Annotated in this window: 13 protein-coding genes and 1 riboswitch; of the genes, 6 read left to right on the top strand and 7 right to left on the bottom strand. The window is 62.9% G+C overall.

Annotated features, from left to right (window positions below):
• The 3 genes from ACXJ7R_RS12260 to araD1 all read left to right on the top strand — a co-directional run.
• Positions 1-1,212 (top strand): ATP-binding cassette domain-containing protein (locus ACXJ7R_RS12260; RefSeq protein WP_457152066.1); only part of this gene is annotated, 1,212 nt, incomplete at its 5' end.
• On the top strand, positions 1,209-2,501 hold the full coding sequence (gene mmsB / locus ACXJ7R_RS12255; protein WP_095082262.1) for a multiple monosaccharide ABC transporter permease: 1,293 nt from the start codon (positions 1,209-1,211) through the stop codon (positions 2,499-2,501). The genes ACXJ7R_RS12260 and mmsB, both read left to right, overlap by 4 nt.
• 192 nt (positions 2,502-2,693) lie before the next feature.
• Complete coding sequence (gene araD1, locus ACXJ7R_RS12250) at positions 2,694-3,686, top strand: AraD1 family protein (protein WP_457152065.1); 993 nt, start codon at positions 2,694-2,696, stop codon at positions 3,684-3,686.
• A gap of 44 nt (positions 3,687-3,730) precedes the next feature.
• On the opposite strand, the gene ACXJ7R_RS12245 is transcribed toward araD1, so the two are convergent.
• Complete coding sequence (locus ACXJ7R_RS12245; protein WP_095084265.1) at positions 3,731-4,504, bottom strand: ABC transporter substrate-binding protein; 774 nt, start codon at positions 4,502-4,504, stop codon at positions 3,731-3,733.
• A 99-nt stretch (positions 4,505-4,603) separates the two neighbouring features.
• Positions 4,604-5,698: a 2'-deoxycytidine 5'-triphosphate deaminase gene (locus ACXJ7R_RS12240; protein WP_457152064.1), complete on the bottom strand. Its 1,095-nt coding sequence runs from the start codon at positions 5,696-5,698 to the stop codon at positions 4,604-4,606.
• A gap of 155 nt (positions 5,699-5,853) precedes the next feature.
• A riboswitch (SAM riboswitch) is annotated at positions 5,854-5,931 on the top strand.
• Between the two features lie 57 nt (positions 5,932-5,988).
• Between ACXJ7R_RS12240 and ACXJ7R_RS12235 the strand changes: the two genes are divergently transcribed.
• A complete protein-coding gene (locus ACXJ7R_RS12235; RefSeq protein WP_457152063.1) occupies positions 5,989-7,179 on the top strand; it encodes an O-succinylhomoserine sulfhydrylase in 1,191 nt (396 codons plus the stop codon).
• A 14-nt stretch (positions 7,180-7,193) separates the two neighbouring features.
• Here the strand turns inward: ACXJ7R_RS12235 and ACXJ7R_RS12230 are convergent, their stop codons facing one another.
• The gene (locus ACXJ7R_RS12230) at positions 7,194-8,345 is read right to left on the bottom strand and encodes a ceramide glucosyltransferase (RefSeq protein ID WP_457152062.1); all 1,152 of its coding nucleotides are present in this window, start codon (positions 8,343-8,345) and stop codon (positions 7,194-7,196) included.
• Between the two features lie 223 nt (positions 8,346-8,568).
• On the opposite strand from ACXJ7R_RS12230, the gene apaG reads away from it, so the two are divergent.
• Entirely contained in the window at positions 8,569-8,961 is a 393-nt protein-coding gene (gene apaG, locus ACXJ7R_RS12225) for a Co2+/Mg2+ efflux protein ApaG (protein ID WP_091579771.1), read from the top strand.
• A gap of 42 nt (positions 8,962-9,003) precedes the next feature.
• Here apaG and ACXJ7R_RS12220 read toward each other — a convergent pair whose 3' ends face one another.
• From ACXJ7R_RS12220 to ACXJ7R_RS12210, 3 genes are all read right to left on the bottom strand, one after another.
• A complete protein-coding gene (locus ACXJ7R_RS12220; RefSeq protein ID WP_457152061.1) occupies positions 9,004-10,038 on the bottom strand; it encodes an Hsp33 family molecular chaperone in 1,035 nt (344 codons plus the stop codon).
• Positions 10,039-10,116: 78 nt separating this feature from the next.
• Entirely contained in the window at positions 10,117-11,028 is a 912-nt protein-coding gene (argF, locus tag ACXJ7R_RS12215; RefSeq protein WP_457152060.1) for an ornithine carbamoyltransferase, read from the bottom strand.
• A 17-nt stretch (positions 11,029-11,045) separates the two neighbouring features.
• Positions 11,046-12,245: an acetylornithine transaminase gene (locus tag ACXJ7R_RS12210; RefSeq protein ID WP_457152059.1), complete on the bottom strand. Its 1,200-nt coding sequence runs from the start codon at positions 12,243-12,245 to the stop codon at positions 11,046-11,048.
• Between the two features lie 356 nt (positions 12,246-12,601).
• On the opposite strand from ACXJ7R_RS12210, the gene ACXJ7R_RS12205 reads away from it, so the two are divergent.
• Positions 12,602-13,120, top strand: coding sequence for a GcrA family cell cycle regulator (locus tag ACXJ7R_RS12205; RefSeq protein ID WP_457152058.1), 519 nt, complete (start codon positions 12,602-12,604; stop codon positions 13,118-13,120).
• Positions 13,121-13,231: 111 nt separating this feature from the next.
• Here the strand turns inward: ACXJ7R_RS12205 and ACXJ7R_RS12200 are convergent.
• Positions 13,232-13,869 (bottom strand): magnesium and cobalt transport protein CorA (locus ACXJ7R_RS12200; RefSeq protein WP_457152057.1); only part of this gene is annotated, 638 nt, incomplete at its 5' end.

Raw genomic sequence — 13,869 nt, 5'->3', positions numbered from 1 at the left:
GAACACGCCAGATTTGGCATCATCGACTGGAATGCCAACGAGACACGTACCAGCGCCTTGCTGAAGAAGGTGGGCCTCAAGGAGGACCCCAAGACGCTGATCACCAATATCGGCGTCGGCAAGCAGCAGCTSGTCGAGATCGCSAAGGCGCTCARCAAGGAAGTGCAGTTGCTGATCCTCGACGAGCCGACGGCGAGCCTGTCCGAAAAGGACAGCCAGGCACTGCTGGACCTGCTGCTCGAATTCAAGCGGCAAGGCATCACCTCGATCCTGATCTCGCACAAGCTCAACGAGGTGAACCGGGTCGCCGACAAGGTCACCATCATCCGCGACGGACGGACCATCGAAACACTTGCCAAGAAAGACATTTCGGAGGACCGCATCATCACCTCGATGGTCGGCCGTTCGCTCGACGACCGTTATCCGCCGCGCGAGCCCAAGATCGGCGAGGTCGTGCTCCAGGTGAAGAACTGGTCGGTCTATCACCCAATCCATGCCGAGCGGCAGGTGATCAAGGGCATCGATATCGATGTCCGCAAGGGTGAGGTGGTCGGCATTGCCGGGCTGATGGGCGCCGGACGCACCGAATTCGCCATGAGCCTGTTTGGCCGCTCCTATGGCCGCCGCATCACTGGCGACGTGCTGCTCAAGGGCAAGCCGATCGATGTTTCGTCGGTGAGCAAGGCTGTGGAACACGGCATTGCCTACGTCACCGAGGACCGCAAGACCTACGGTCTCAATCTCATCGATCACATCAAGCACAACATCACGCTGGCCAACCTGCCCGGCGTGTCGCGCCACGCCGTGATCGACGACCTGCGCGAACTTGCCGTCGCCAATGACTACAAGGCCAAGACCAACATCCGCTCGTCCAGCGTCTATCAAATGACCGGCAATCTGTCGGGCGGCAATCAACAGAAGGTGGTGCTGTCGAAATGGCTGTTCGCCAATCCGGAAGTGCTGATCCTCGACGAGCCGACGCGCGGCATCGACGTCGGCGCCAAGTATGAAATCTACACCATCATCGCCCGCCTCGCCTCCGAGGGTAAGGCGATCATCGTCATCTCGTCGGAGATGCCAGAACTGCTCGGCATCACCGACCGCATCTACGTCATGAACGAAGGCCGCATCGTCGGCGAAATGGCGGCGAGCGAAGCCAGCCAGGAAAAGATCATGCGCGCCATCGTTCGGGGAGAAGGAAAAGCATCATGACCACCGAAAGCGCTCCCGCGCCGAAAAGCGGCGTCGCCGAAGATGTGCAGCAGGGGCCGCGTGTGGCCGTCTCGGCGCTGATCACGAATCTGCGCGAATACGGCCTGATCCTGGCGCTGATCGCCATCATGGTGTTCTTCCAGTTCACCACGTCCGGCACGCTCTTCAAGCCGGTGAACCTGAGCAATTTGGTGCAGCAGAACAGCTTCATCATCGTGATGGCGCTGGGTATGCTTCTGGTGATCGTTTCGGGCCATATCGACCTCAGCGTCGGCTCCGTCGCCGGTTTCATCGGCGCGCTGGCGGCAATGATGATGGTCATCTGGCCGCTTGGCCCCCTCAGCAATCCGCTGGTTGTATCGATCATCTGCCTCATCATCGGCGGCGGCATCGGCGCGGCCCAAGGCTACTGGATTGCCTATCACCGAATACCGAGCTTCATCGTGACGCTGGCCGGAATGCTCATCTTCCGCGGCATCTGCCAGGCGCTGCTGGGTGGCGGGTCTTCCGTGGGACCGCTTCCAGATGGCTTCAAGGCGCTCAGTTCCGGCTTCATTCCGGACGTGATCGGCCCCTTGACGCTGATCCCGCCGACGGTGAACGCCGCCGGCAAGACCATCATCGGCAGCGGCCTGACACTGCACATGACGACGATCCTGATTGGCGTCGTCGCCGTGCTCGCCTATGCGTATTTCGGGCTCAAGGCACGGCGCACGCGCGAGCAGCACGGCTACGAAGCCGAGCCTTTCACGCTGTTTGTCATCAAGACCCTGGTGACCAGCGCGCTGGCGCTGTTCCTAGTCTACCAGTTCGCCAGCTACAGGGGCCTGCCAATCGTTCTCATGGTGATGGGCGTGCTGATCGCACTGTTCGTGTTCGTCACCAAACGCATGACGATCGGCCGGCGCATCTACGCAATGGGCGGCAATGCCAAGGCGGCACAGCTATCGGGCATCAAGACCGAGCGACTGACCCTGATGGTGTTCGTCAATATGGGCGTGCTRTCAGCGCTTGGCGGCCTGATCATCGCGGCCCGCCTTGGGCAGGCAGTGCCGGCGGCAGGCCTTGGCAGCGAGCTCGACGTCATCGCCGCGGTGTTCATCGGCGGCGCCTCGGCGATGGGTGGTGTCGGCCAGGTCATCGGCGCGGTGGTCGGCGGCTTCATCATGGGCGTGATGAACAACGGCATGTCGATCATGGGCGTCAATGTCGACTGGCAGCAGGTGGTGAAAGGCCTGGTGCTGCTCGGCGCGGTGGTGTTCGACGTCTACAACAAGAACAAGGGCTGAGGGAACCAGGAAGGCATACGGGTCACATCGCGGCGCTGCCCGGCGGCACGAAAAGAAGTCCCTGAGGGACCAGGCTCGCGAGCGCAATCCGAATGGAGAATTTCACCCGTGGCAYGGACGAGGTCCTGGCCGCGCTGGGCAAGGTTTGCCGTCCCGGCAGCCCCTGCCAAGGCAAATGAGAGAGGATTCATCATGCTGATCTCCCAGATTCTCGATGACGCCGAGACCATCCGCGTCGTTGCCCGCAACGGCGGCAAGACCCGGATCATCAATGGTGCGCGCAGCGTCTATTCGCTGGCGATGGAGGCCGCCCGCACCGGCGTCGGGCTCGTCGCGCTGATCGAACGCAAGGGGCTTGGCGAGACAATCGATCTCGATGCCGCCTACAAGAAGGGGCGGCTGCTGTCGCCGATCAACCACCCCGATCCGGCGCACCTGCATCTGACCGGCACCGGACTGACGCATCTCGGCTCGGCCGCGACGCGCGATTCCATGCACAAGAAGCTCGGCGCCGAGGGCGAGGAACAGCTGACCGATTCCATGAAGATGTTCCGCATGGGGCTGGAGGGCGGCAAGCCGGCGAAAGGCCAGATCGGTGTGCAGCCGGAATGGTTCTACAAGGGCAACGGCACGATGGCTGTGGCGCCAGGTGCCGCACTGCTGTCGCCGGCTTTCGCCAAGGACGCCGGCGAAGAGCCGGAAGTGGCCGGCATCTATGTCATCGGCGACGATGGCGCACCGTTCCGTGTCGGCTTCACGTTGTCGAACGAGTTTTCCGACCACGTCACCGAGCGCGTGAACTATCTGTTCCTGGCCCACTCCAAGCTGCGCAACGCCTCGTTCGGGCCGGAAATCCTGATCGGCGACCTGCCGTCCGACATCCGCGGCAGCTCGCGCATCTATCGTGACAACGAGGTGCTGTGGGAAAAGCCGTTCCTGTCAGGCGAAGCGAACATGTCGCACACCATCGCCAATCTCGAACACCACCACTTCAAATATGCGGCTTTCCGCCAGCCAGGCGACGTGCATGTGCACATGTTTGGAACGGCGACGCTGTCCTTTGCCGACGGCATCAAGACCGAGGCTGGCGATGTGTTCGAAATCGAGGCCAAGGATTTTGGCCTGCCGCTGCGCAACCCACTCGAGATCGAGCAGCCGGTGAAGGTGGCGGTGAAGGCGCTTTGACAGCACGACCTCCCCTACGAGTGGGGAGGTCGGCCGTTCGAAGCTCAATAAATATCGAAGTCGAAGTACTTGGCCTGGATCTTCTTGTAGGTCCCGTCGGCAACGATGGCGTCTATTGCCGCATTGAGCTTGTCGCGTAGCGCGGTGTCTTCCAGGCGAACGGCAATGCCGGCCTGGGTCTCCGTGCCCTTGACGTCACCGACCAGCTTGCAGCAGCCGTCGCTTGCCTTCTTCAACCAGTCCACCAGCACGAATTTGTCAGAGATGACGGCATCGAGACGGCCGTTCGTCAGATCGGTGATCGCCTCTTCCTGGGTCGGGTAGAGTTTCGCCTCCGCGCCAGCCTTGCCATAGACATTCTGGGCATAGTCGGCCTGCGTGGTCGAGGCCTGGGCGCCGACCGTCTTGCCGGCAAGGGCCGCCGGTTCGGTCGAGGTGAGTTCGGTATCCTTCGGCGCCACCAGCGCGAGTGGCGTCGTATAGTATTTGTTGGTGAAGGAGACCTGCTTCTTGCGTTCCTCGGTGATGCTCATCGAGGCGATGATGGCATCGAATTTCTTGGCCTGCAGGGCGGGGATGATGCCGTCCCAGTCCTGGGTGACGATCTCGCACTCGACCTTCATCTGCGCACACAGCGCATTGGCGATGTCGATATCGAAGCCGACGACCTTGCCGTCCGGGGTGATGGTGTTGAACGGCGGATAGGCACCCTCGGTGCCGATCTTCAGTTTCTCAGCAGCCTGCGCCGACAGAGAGCCGGCCGCCATCAGCAACACGGCAGCACCTGCTGCCGATATGATCCATTTTGAAATCCGCATTTTCTTGGTTCCCTTGAACGCCGCCAGCTTGGCGACCAGAAAGCCAGCCAAGCATGACGAGCCATCGCAGGCAAGTGTATTGCCCGACGGGAATTGGGTTCAGCGCGCTGGGCGGAAATGCTTGGACAGCTTCAGGCCTTGCGCCTGGTAGTTGGAGCCGAGATCGGTGCCGTAGAGTGCCTGCGGCCGCTTCAGCATATGCTCGTAGACCAGCCGGCCGACGATCTGGCCATGGTCGAGGATGAACGGCACTTCGTGGCTGCGCACTTCGAGCACTGCGCGACTGCCGGTGCCGCCGGACGCCGAATGGCCGAAACCCGGATCGAAGAAGCCGGCATAGTGGACGCGGAACTCGCCGACCAGCGGATCGAACGGCGTCATCTCGGCGGCGTAGAGCGGCGGCACATGCACCGCTTCCTGGCTGACGAGGATGTAGAATTCATCGGGATCGAGCACCAGTTCGCCGGCGCCGCTCTTGTGGATCGGCTCCCAGAAATCGACGACCTCTTGTGCCGCGCGCTTGTCGACATCGACGAGACCGGTGTGATGCTTGCCGCGATAGCCGACCAGGCCGTTCTGATCGCCGTTAAGATCGATCGACAGCGCGATGCCGCCGCCGGAAATGTTCGGCGGCTCGGTTGCGACCAGCATCTCGGCGCGATGCAGGTCATGCAGCTCGGCTTCCGAGAGCAGTGCATTGCCGGTGCGGAAACGGATCTGGGACAGACGCGAACCGGTGCGCACGACGATCGGAAAGGTGCGCGGGCTGACCTCGAGATAGAGCGGGCCGTGATAGCCGGCGGCGATCTTGTCGAACTCGTGTCCGCGATCGGTCATGACGCGGGTGAAGATGTCGAGCCGCCCGGTGGAACTCTTCGGATTGGCCGAGGCCGAAATGTCCGCCGGCAATGCCAGGCTTTCAAGCAAGGGCACGATATACACGCAGCCGGTCTCCAGCACCGCCCCCTCTGCAAGATTGATCTCGTGCAGCTGCAACCGGTCGAGCTTTTCCGAAACCTTGTGGTTGGGACCCGGCAGGAACGAGGCCCGCACCCGCCAGGCCTTGTCGCCGAGGCGCAGATCCAGGCTCGCCGGCTGGATCTGATCGGCATCGAACGCGCGCGCCGACTTCAGCGCGCCGGACCGGAACAGCGCCGAAATGTCCTGATCGGGAAGAATGCCTGTCTGCCGCAAGGCTCCACTCCTAGGCCAGGCGATTCTTGGGGCCAGGCGATTTTCTGTTCGCAGGTTCTTGCCGCAAAACCGTGGAACACTGMTGCGGAACCTGCTTGGTACAAACCTCTTAATCAAGCCGGCAATTGACGCAAGCGTGGCGCGGGTCTAAAGGGTCGTTATCCCGTGGTGATTTGGCCGGTCGGCTTGCAGCCACGTTAAACAAGTCGCTAAAGGACCGTCGGGCCGCAAGGCCGTATGGACCGGTTGCGACTTTCGCGGCCGGTTTTTTTGTGTCTGGAACAAAAGCGATGAGCACCAAGAAGCGTAACTGGAAGCCTCAAACGACACTCGTGCATAGCGGAACCCTGCGTTCCGGTTTCGGCGAAACCTCCGAGGCGATGTACCTCACCCAGGGCTATGTCTACGAAACTGCGCAGGCCGCCGAAGCCCGCTTCAAGGGCGAGGAGCCGGGGTTCATCTACTCGCGCTACGCCAACCCGACCGTCGACATGTTCGAAAAACGCATGTGCGCGCTCGAAGGCGCCGAGGACGCGCGCGCCACCGCATCCGGCATGGCCGCGGTGACGGCCTCGCTGTTGTGCAGCGCCAGGGCCGGCGATCATATCGTGGCAGCACGCGCGCTGTTCGGCTCCTGCCGCTGGGTGGTCGAGACGCTGGCGCCGAAATATGGCATCGAGGCGACGCTGGTCGACGGCACCGACATCGCCAACTGGGAAAAGGCGGTCAAGCCGAACACCAAGCTGTTCTTCCTGGAAAGCCCGACCAACCCGACGCTGGAAGTGGTCGACATCGCCGCGGTTGCCGCGCTTGCCAATTCGATCGGTGCGCGGCTGATCGTCGACAATGTCTTTGCCACACCCCTGCAGCAGAAGCCGCTGCAGCTCGGTGCGCACATCGTCGTCTACTCGGCGACCAAGCATATTGACGGCCAGGGCCGCTGTCTCGGCGGCGTCATCCTGTCGGACAAGAAGTGGATCGACGAGAACCTGCACGACTATTTCCGCCACACCGGCCCCAGCCTGTCGCCGTTCAATGCCTGGACGCTGCTGAAAGGGCTGGAGACGCTGCCGGTGCGCGTGCGCCAGCAGACGGAAAGCGCCAGCAGGATCGCGGATTTCCTGGCCGAGCGGCCCGAAATCGTCCGCGTCATCTATCCCGGCCGCGCCGACCACCCGCAGGCGGCCATCGTCAAGAAGCAGATGTCGGGCGGCTCGACGCTGATCTGCCTGGACGTCAAGGGAGGCAAGCAGGCGGCCTTCGCCTTGCAGAACGCGCTCGACATCGTACTGATCTCCAACAATCTCGGCGATGCCAAGAGCCTGATCACCCATCCGGCRACGACGACGCACAAGAATCTGAGCGACGAAGCGCGTGCCGAACTCGGCATCGGGCCGGGCACGCTCAGGCTGTCGGTCGGCCTGGAGGATACCGACGATCTTCTGGAAGACATCGAACAGGCGCTGAAGTCGGCCAAGTAAAAGGCCTTTGGCCATCAGGCGCCGGACGGCGTCTCTTCCAACTCGGCCGCCTTGGTGCCGATGGTCATCGCGTTGCCGCGCCAGTCGACGGCGCCACCCAGCCAGCCGCGCGCCCACATCGCCGGCAGGATCAGGTCGCGCATCATGATCGCCGCGACCATGCGCGACGACAGGTACCAGCCTTTGGACCAGGCCAGGGCGCATTCAGGAAGGTAGAAGGCCGCCAGCACGGCAATGGCGGTTGCCCAGAGGCTGACGCCCGCGCTTGCCGCCGCCAACAGCGCGAGTGCCAGCGGCACCACTGCCCCGGTCAGGATTTCGGGTGCGAAAAACCATGGGAAAGTGACGCGGCGCAGGCGCGCCCAACGGGCCTGACGCGACCAGATCTCGTCAAAGGTGCGCCGGCCGAGCGGTTGCTCGAAGGGCGCGGCGACGAGATTGACGCGCAGGCCAAGGCCATTGACCAGCTTGGTCGCGGCAGCGTCCTCGGCGATCTCGGCGGCGAGCGCACGGATGCCACCACTGGCGTCGAGCATCGGCTTGTTCCAGAGCATGCTCTTGCCCTGGGCAAAGCCGAGGCCAAGCGCCTCGCCGGCATATTGCCAGCGCGCTTGCAGCGTGTTGAGGAAAGCGCATTCGACCTCGGCCCAGAAGCCAGCGGGCCGCGAGCCTATCGGCGTCGAGCAGACAAGGCCGGTGTCGGGCCGCCATGCAGCCATCAGGTGCTGCACGTAGTCTCTCGGCATCAACACGTTGGAATCGGCCAGGACAACCCAATCGTGGCGCGCTGCCTCCCAACCCTTGACGCAATTGTTGAGTTTCGGATTGGCGCTGATGCGGTCGTCGCCGATCAGCAGCCGCGCCGGCACCTTGGGAGAACGGGCGATGGCGGCACGGATCAGCCTGACCACCGGATCGTCCGCATGGGCGACGCAAAAGACCAGTTCATAGCGAGGCCAGTCGAGCGAGAGGGCGCGCTCCAGCGTCTCCTGCGTGAACGGCTCGACGCCACGCGATGGCACGATAATCGACACCGGCAGCGGCTTGCCGGCCGGCGGCGCGATGGTGCGGTGGCGCTTCAGACGCGAAGCGGCGAGCAGGATGCTGGCGAGGTTTGAAAGGATGAGAGCGATCGAAAGCGAGGCGGCTATGAGGGTGAGTTCCATCGAGACCTGGCCACTCCAGAAAAGACGGCCCGCGTGATGGCCGTTTTCAACAGTTCGACAGAGCGCCGAGTCGCCCGCTTCGTGCACACCACCATTGTCATGTGTCACTTAAATGACATTCTTTGTCGGCACCTGCCTTTCAGGCCGGGCGCGACAAGACGCGCACGTTGACCTGCTCGCCCGGAGCGAGGACAGTTCGACTTGGATTGTTTTGGAGCCGCTTATGTACCGCGCCGTGACGCGCAACATCGAAGTGCAGGTCAGGCCGTTCTATCTGGAGGACCGTTCGGACCCGTCGGAGAACCGCTATGTCTGGGGCTATCAGATAACGATCGACAACCAGTCGGATGAGTTCGTGCAGCTGTTGTCGCGCTATTGGCACATCACCGACGGCACCGGACGGGTCGAGGAGGTGCGCGGTGCCGGCGTCGTCGGCGACCAGCCCGAACTCAATCCCGGCGACAGCTATCAATACACGTCCGGTTGCCCGCTTTCGACACCGTCCGGCATCATGGTCGGGCACTACACGATGCGCAACAAGCGGGGCGAGACGTTCGACATCGCCATCCCCGCCTTCTCGCTGGATCTGCCGGGGACGCGAAGGACGGTGAATTAGCTTCGCCTCACCGGCCGCCAAGCAGCCGGTGAGGCTCGTTCTCTACTGGGCCGCCGCAAATTCCGCCGGATCGAAGTCATATTGCTTCGAGCAGAATTCGCAGGCGACGTGGATGCCGCCGTCTTCGGTGCTGTCCTTGATCTCCTGCGCCGAGAAGCCCTCGAGGATGCCACGGATCTTGTCCCTCGAGCATGAGCACTGGTCGGCGACCGGTACGCCGCCGAAGACGCGCACGCCATGCTCGTGGAACAGCCTGTACAGCAGCCGCTCGGCGCCGATCGTCGGGTCGATCAGTTCGGTCGGCTCGATGGTGCCGAGCAATGCCAGCAGCTCCTGCCAGGAATTGTCGGCCGGATCGTGGATCTCCTCGCGCGGATCGCCATCGCCGCCCGGCAGGTCCGGAACGCGCATGCGCTCGGGCGACTGCGGCAGGAACTGCGCCAGGATGCCACCGGCACGCCACTGCTCGCGAGCGCCGCCGACGCCAGGCGTCAGCAGCTTGGCCACCGAAAGCCTGATATCGGTCGGAATCTGCTCCGACTGGCGGAAATAGGTGCGGGCCGCGTCTTCCAGCGTTTCGCCATCGAGCTGGACGATACCCTGATAGCGCTGCGTGTGAGCACCCTGGTCGATGGTCAGCGCCAGCACGCCGCTGCCGAGCAGCGTCTGCTGAGACGTTTCGCCGGCCGCGACCAGCGCCTCCAGCCGGTCTGCATCGAAGCGGGCATAGGCGCGCAGTGCCGAGGGCGTGGAAAAATCCGCCACCAGCATGTCGACCGGCCCGTCGGTGCGGGTCTGCAGGATGAACTTGCCCTCGAACTTCAGCGAGGTGCCGAGCAGCACCGTCAGCACGCAGGCTTCCGCCAGCAGGCGGGCGACCGGTTCGGGATAGTCGTGACGGCTGAGGATGGCGTCGAGCATCGGCCCGAGCTGGACGGTACGGCCGCGCACATCGAGCGGGCCGACCTCGAAGGGCACGACGTGATCGTCGCCGGCGTAGCCGAATTCGCCGAGTTTGGGGTGATGTTCAGTCACTTGATAGGTTTCCAACATGACAATGCTCCAGGGCGCGGCCATGCCGCCCTGGAGGGCGCATGCTTCGAAACGCGCTTGATTTGCGTGATGCGGCGCAAATAGGCATCACACCCCCAGAGATCAAGCGCCGAGACACCAGGCGAGCACGGCCTTCTGGGCATGGAGGCGGTTCTCGGCCTCGTCGAAGACCACCGAATGCGGCCCGTCAATGACCTCGTCGGTCACTTCCTCGCCGCGGTGCGCCGGCAGGCAGTGCATGAACAGCGCCTCCGGCTTGGCCTTCGCCATCAGCTTGGCATTGACCTGGTAGGGCGAGAACACGTTGTGGCCGCGGGCGCGATGCTCCTGGCCCATCGACACCCAGCAATCGGTGACGACGCAGTCGGCCTGGTCGACGGCTTCCTCGGGCGAGCGGGTGAAGTGCAGCTTGCCACCATGCGCCTGCGACCAGTCGATATGCTTCTGTTCCGGCTCGCTGCCTTCGGGCACGGCGACGTTGAGGTTGAAGCGGAACCGCGCCGAGGCCTCGAGCAGCGAATGCAGCACATTGTTGCCGTCGCCGGTCCAGGCGATGGTCTTGCCGGCAACCGGACCGCGATGCTCCTCGAAGGTCATGATATCGGCCATCAGCTGGCAGGGATGGGTGTCGTCGGTCAGTCCATTGATGACCGGAACGGTGGCATTCTCGGTCAGTTCGAGCAGCCGCTCATGCGAGGTGGTGCGGATCATGATCGCGTCGACGTAGCGCGACAGCACCTTGGCGGTGTCGGCAATGGTCTCGGAGCGGCCGAGCTGCATCTCGGTGCCGGTCAGCATGATGGTTTCGCCGCCGAGCTGGCGCATGCCGACGTCGAAGGACACGCGGGTGCGCGTCGAGGGCTTGTCGAAGATCATCGCCAGCACCTTGCCTTCGAGCGGCCTGGTGCGCTCGCCAGCCTTGAGGCGAGCCTTTCGCACCACCGCATCATCAAGCATGAAGCGCAGATCGCCTTCGGAAACGGCGGAAAGATCGGTGAAATGGCGAACTGACATCAGCAATGGTTCCAGGATTACTTCGCGGCGGCGGCGGCGATCGCCTCCGCCAGGCCCTTGGCGCCGGCGCGGATGCGGCTGAGCGCGTCGTGGATCTCGGCATCGGTGACGGTGAGCGGCGGCAACAGGCGAATGACGTTGTCGCCGGCCGGAACCGCCAGCAGGTGCTGGTCGCGCAATGCCATGTTCACCTTGGTGTTGGGCATGGCGCACTTGAGACCGAGCATCAGCCCGGTGCCCCTGATGTCCTCGATGACCTCGGGAAACTCGTCGGCGACCGCCGCCAGCCCCTGCTTCATCAGCAGCGCCTTGCGCTGGACATCTTCGAGGAAGCCGTCTTCCAGCACCACGTCGAGCACCGCGTTGCCAACCGCCATGGCCAGCGGGTTGCCGCCGAAAGTGGTGCCATGGACGCCGGACGTCATGCCAATGGCCGCTTCATCGGTGGCAAGGCAGGCGCCCATCGGGAAGCCGCCGCCAATGCCCTTGGCGATCGCCATGATGTCGGGGGTGACGCCGGACCATTCATGCGCGAACAGCTTGCCGGTTCGGCCGATGCCGCACTGGACCTCGTCGTAGATCAGCAGCAGGCCGTGCTGTTCGCACAACTGCCTGAGCCGCCTCAGCGATTGCGTCGGCACCGGGCGGATGCCGCCCTCGCCCTGTACCGGTTCGATCAGGATCGCCGCGGTCTCTGGCGTGATCGCTTTTTCGGCCGCGTCGATGTCATCGAAGCCGACCTGGTCGAAGCCCTCGACCTTGGGGCCAAACCCTTCAAGGTACTTGTACTGACCGCCGGCCGCGATGGTCGCCAGCGTGCGGCCATGGAAGGCCCCCTCGAAGGTGATGACGCGGAAGCGTTCGGGATGTCCCTTGACGAAATGGTAGCGCCGCGCCGTCTTGATCGCGCATTCCAGCGCTTCGGCGCCGGAATTGGTGAAGAACACCTTGTCGGCGAAGGTGGCGTCCACCAGCCGCTCGCCGAGCCGGGTTTGCCCCGGAATCTCGTAGAGATTGGAGACATGCCAAAGCTTCGCGGCTTGCTCGGTCAGTGCTGAGACCAGGTGCGGATGGCTGTGACCCAGCGAATTGACGGCGATGCCGCCGGCGAAATCGAGATATCGCTCGCCCTTGTCGGTAACCAGCCAGGTGCCTTCCCCATGGTCGAAGGCCAGGGGTGCGCGAGCAAAGGTCTCGTAAAGCGCCGAACCGCTCATTATATGCGTCTCCGGTACCGGAAAATCAAAAAAGCCGCCAAAGCGGCGGCCTGTGCGGCTTATCGTGTTTTTCGGCCATGAAGTCAACGAAAACGTCGCGTAGTGCCCCGCGGCAAGCCCTCCGACGCAACGCCGGCTCACGAGCGACCGGGCAAGTTGGGGAAAACCTAAAAAACCGATTCGTGTTGCACTTGGGACTCTTGTCACCGAGTCAGCGCATAGAGTAGTTGTAGTCAAGAAATAACTAGATTTCGTGCGGCGGACCTAATCACCAGATATATGTGGTGTCTGCCCCGGCAAATGTTGCCGGGCCGGGAGTGGATTCCGATTGCCGCACGCTTAGCAGGAGCGGTCTCATGAACTGGACTGACGAGCGGGTAGAACTTCTCAGAAAACTGTGGTCCGAGGGTCTGAGCGCAAGCCAGATTGCTGCGCAGCTTGGTGGGGTCAGCCGCAATGCGGTCATTGGAAAGGTGCACCGGCTGAAACTGTCGGGCCGCGGGCGGTCGACCGCCACGCCGGCACGCCAGAAGAAGGCGGCGCAGGGATCGACGGTTCAGAAATCGGTGTCGCGCGCCGCAAGCACGGTCCGTCATGTCACGACATCGATCGGCGCAACGGCATTGCAGACGCAGTTCGACGCCGAACCTGTGGCACGCCACTATATCCGCCCGGTCGAGAATGTCGTGGTGCCGATCTCACGGCATCTGCAGCTCGTCGAGCTGACCGAGCGGACCTGCAAATGGCCGAACGGCGATCCGCTTTCGGAGGACTTCAATTTCTGCGGCAACGAAGCCGCCGAAACCGGCCCCTACTGCAAGTACCACGCCCGCGTGGCGTTCCAGCCGGCATCGGAGCGGCGGCGGAGTCGATAACAGAGAAGGGAATAGGGGAGTAAGGCAATACGGCAGTAGGCGTGCGGAAAGTCGCGCTTGCGAAATGTCATCCTACTGCCCTACTGCCCTACTGCCCTACTGCCCTCTTCTTCACAGCCAGCCATTCTTGCGAAAGCGCCAGTAGAGAAACGAGCAGATCAGCGCGATCGTGGCCAGCACCACCGGGTAGCCATATTCCATCTTCAATTCCGGCATGTCGCTGAAATTCATGCCGTAAATACCGGCGAATGCCGTCGGCACCGCCAAGATGGCGGCCCAGGAGGCTAGCTTCTTGGAGATCGCCGTTTCCTGGCTCTGGCCGACCAGAAGGCTGGCCTCGAAAGCAAACGCCAGCACCTCGCGCAGACTGTCGATCTTTTCCTGCACGGTGCGGATATGGTCGGTCACGTCACGAAACAGCGGATGCATGGCCGTGTGGATCTGTGGCAGGTCGGCACTGGTTAGTCGGCGGCAGACTTCGACAAGCGGAAGTGCCGCATTGCGCAGACGCAAAAGATCGCGGCGCAGCATATAGAGCCGCTCGATGTCGGGACCTGTCATCGGCTTCAGCAGGACCCTGTCCTCGATCAGTTCGACCTCGTCCTCGATCTGCTCGAGCACGGGCATGTAGTTGTCGACGATGAAATCGAGAATGGCGTAGAGGACGAAATCCTCGCCCTTGGCCAGCGAATGCGGGCAGCTTTCCCAATGCTGACGCACGGCGGCATAGGATGTGGACGGGCCATGCC

The organism is Mesorhizobium sp. P5_C1 (assembly GCF_054049815.1).
Note: the sequence above shows the minus strand (reverse complement) of the source record. Positions and strands in the feature narration are given on the sequence as shown.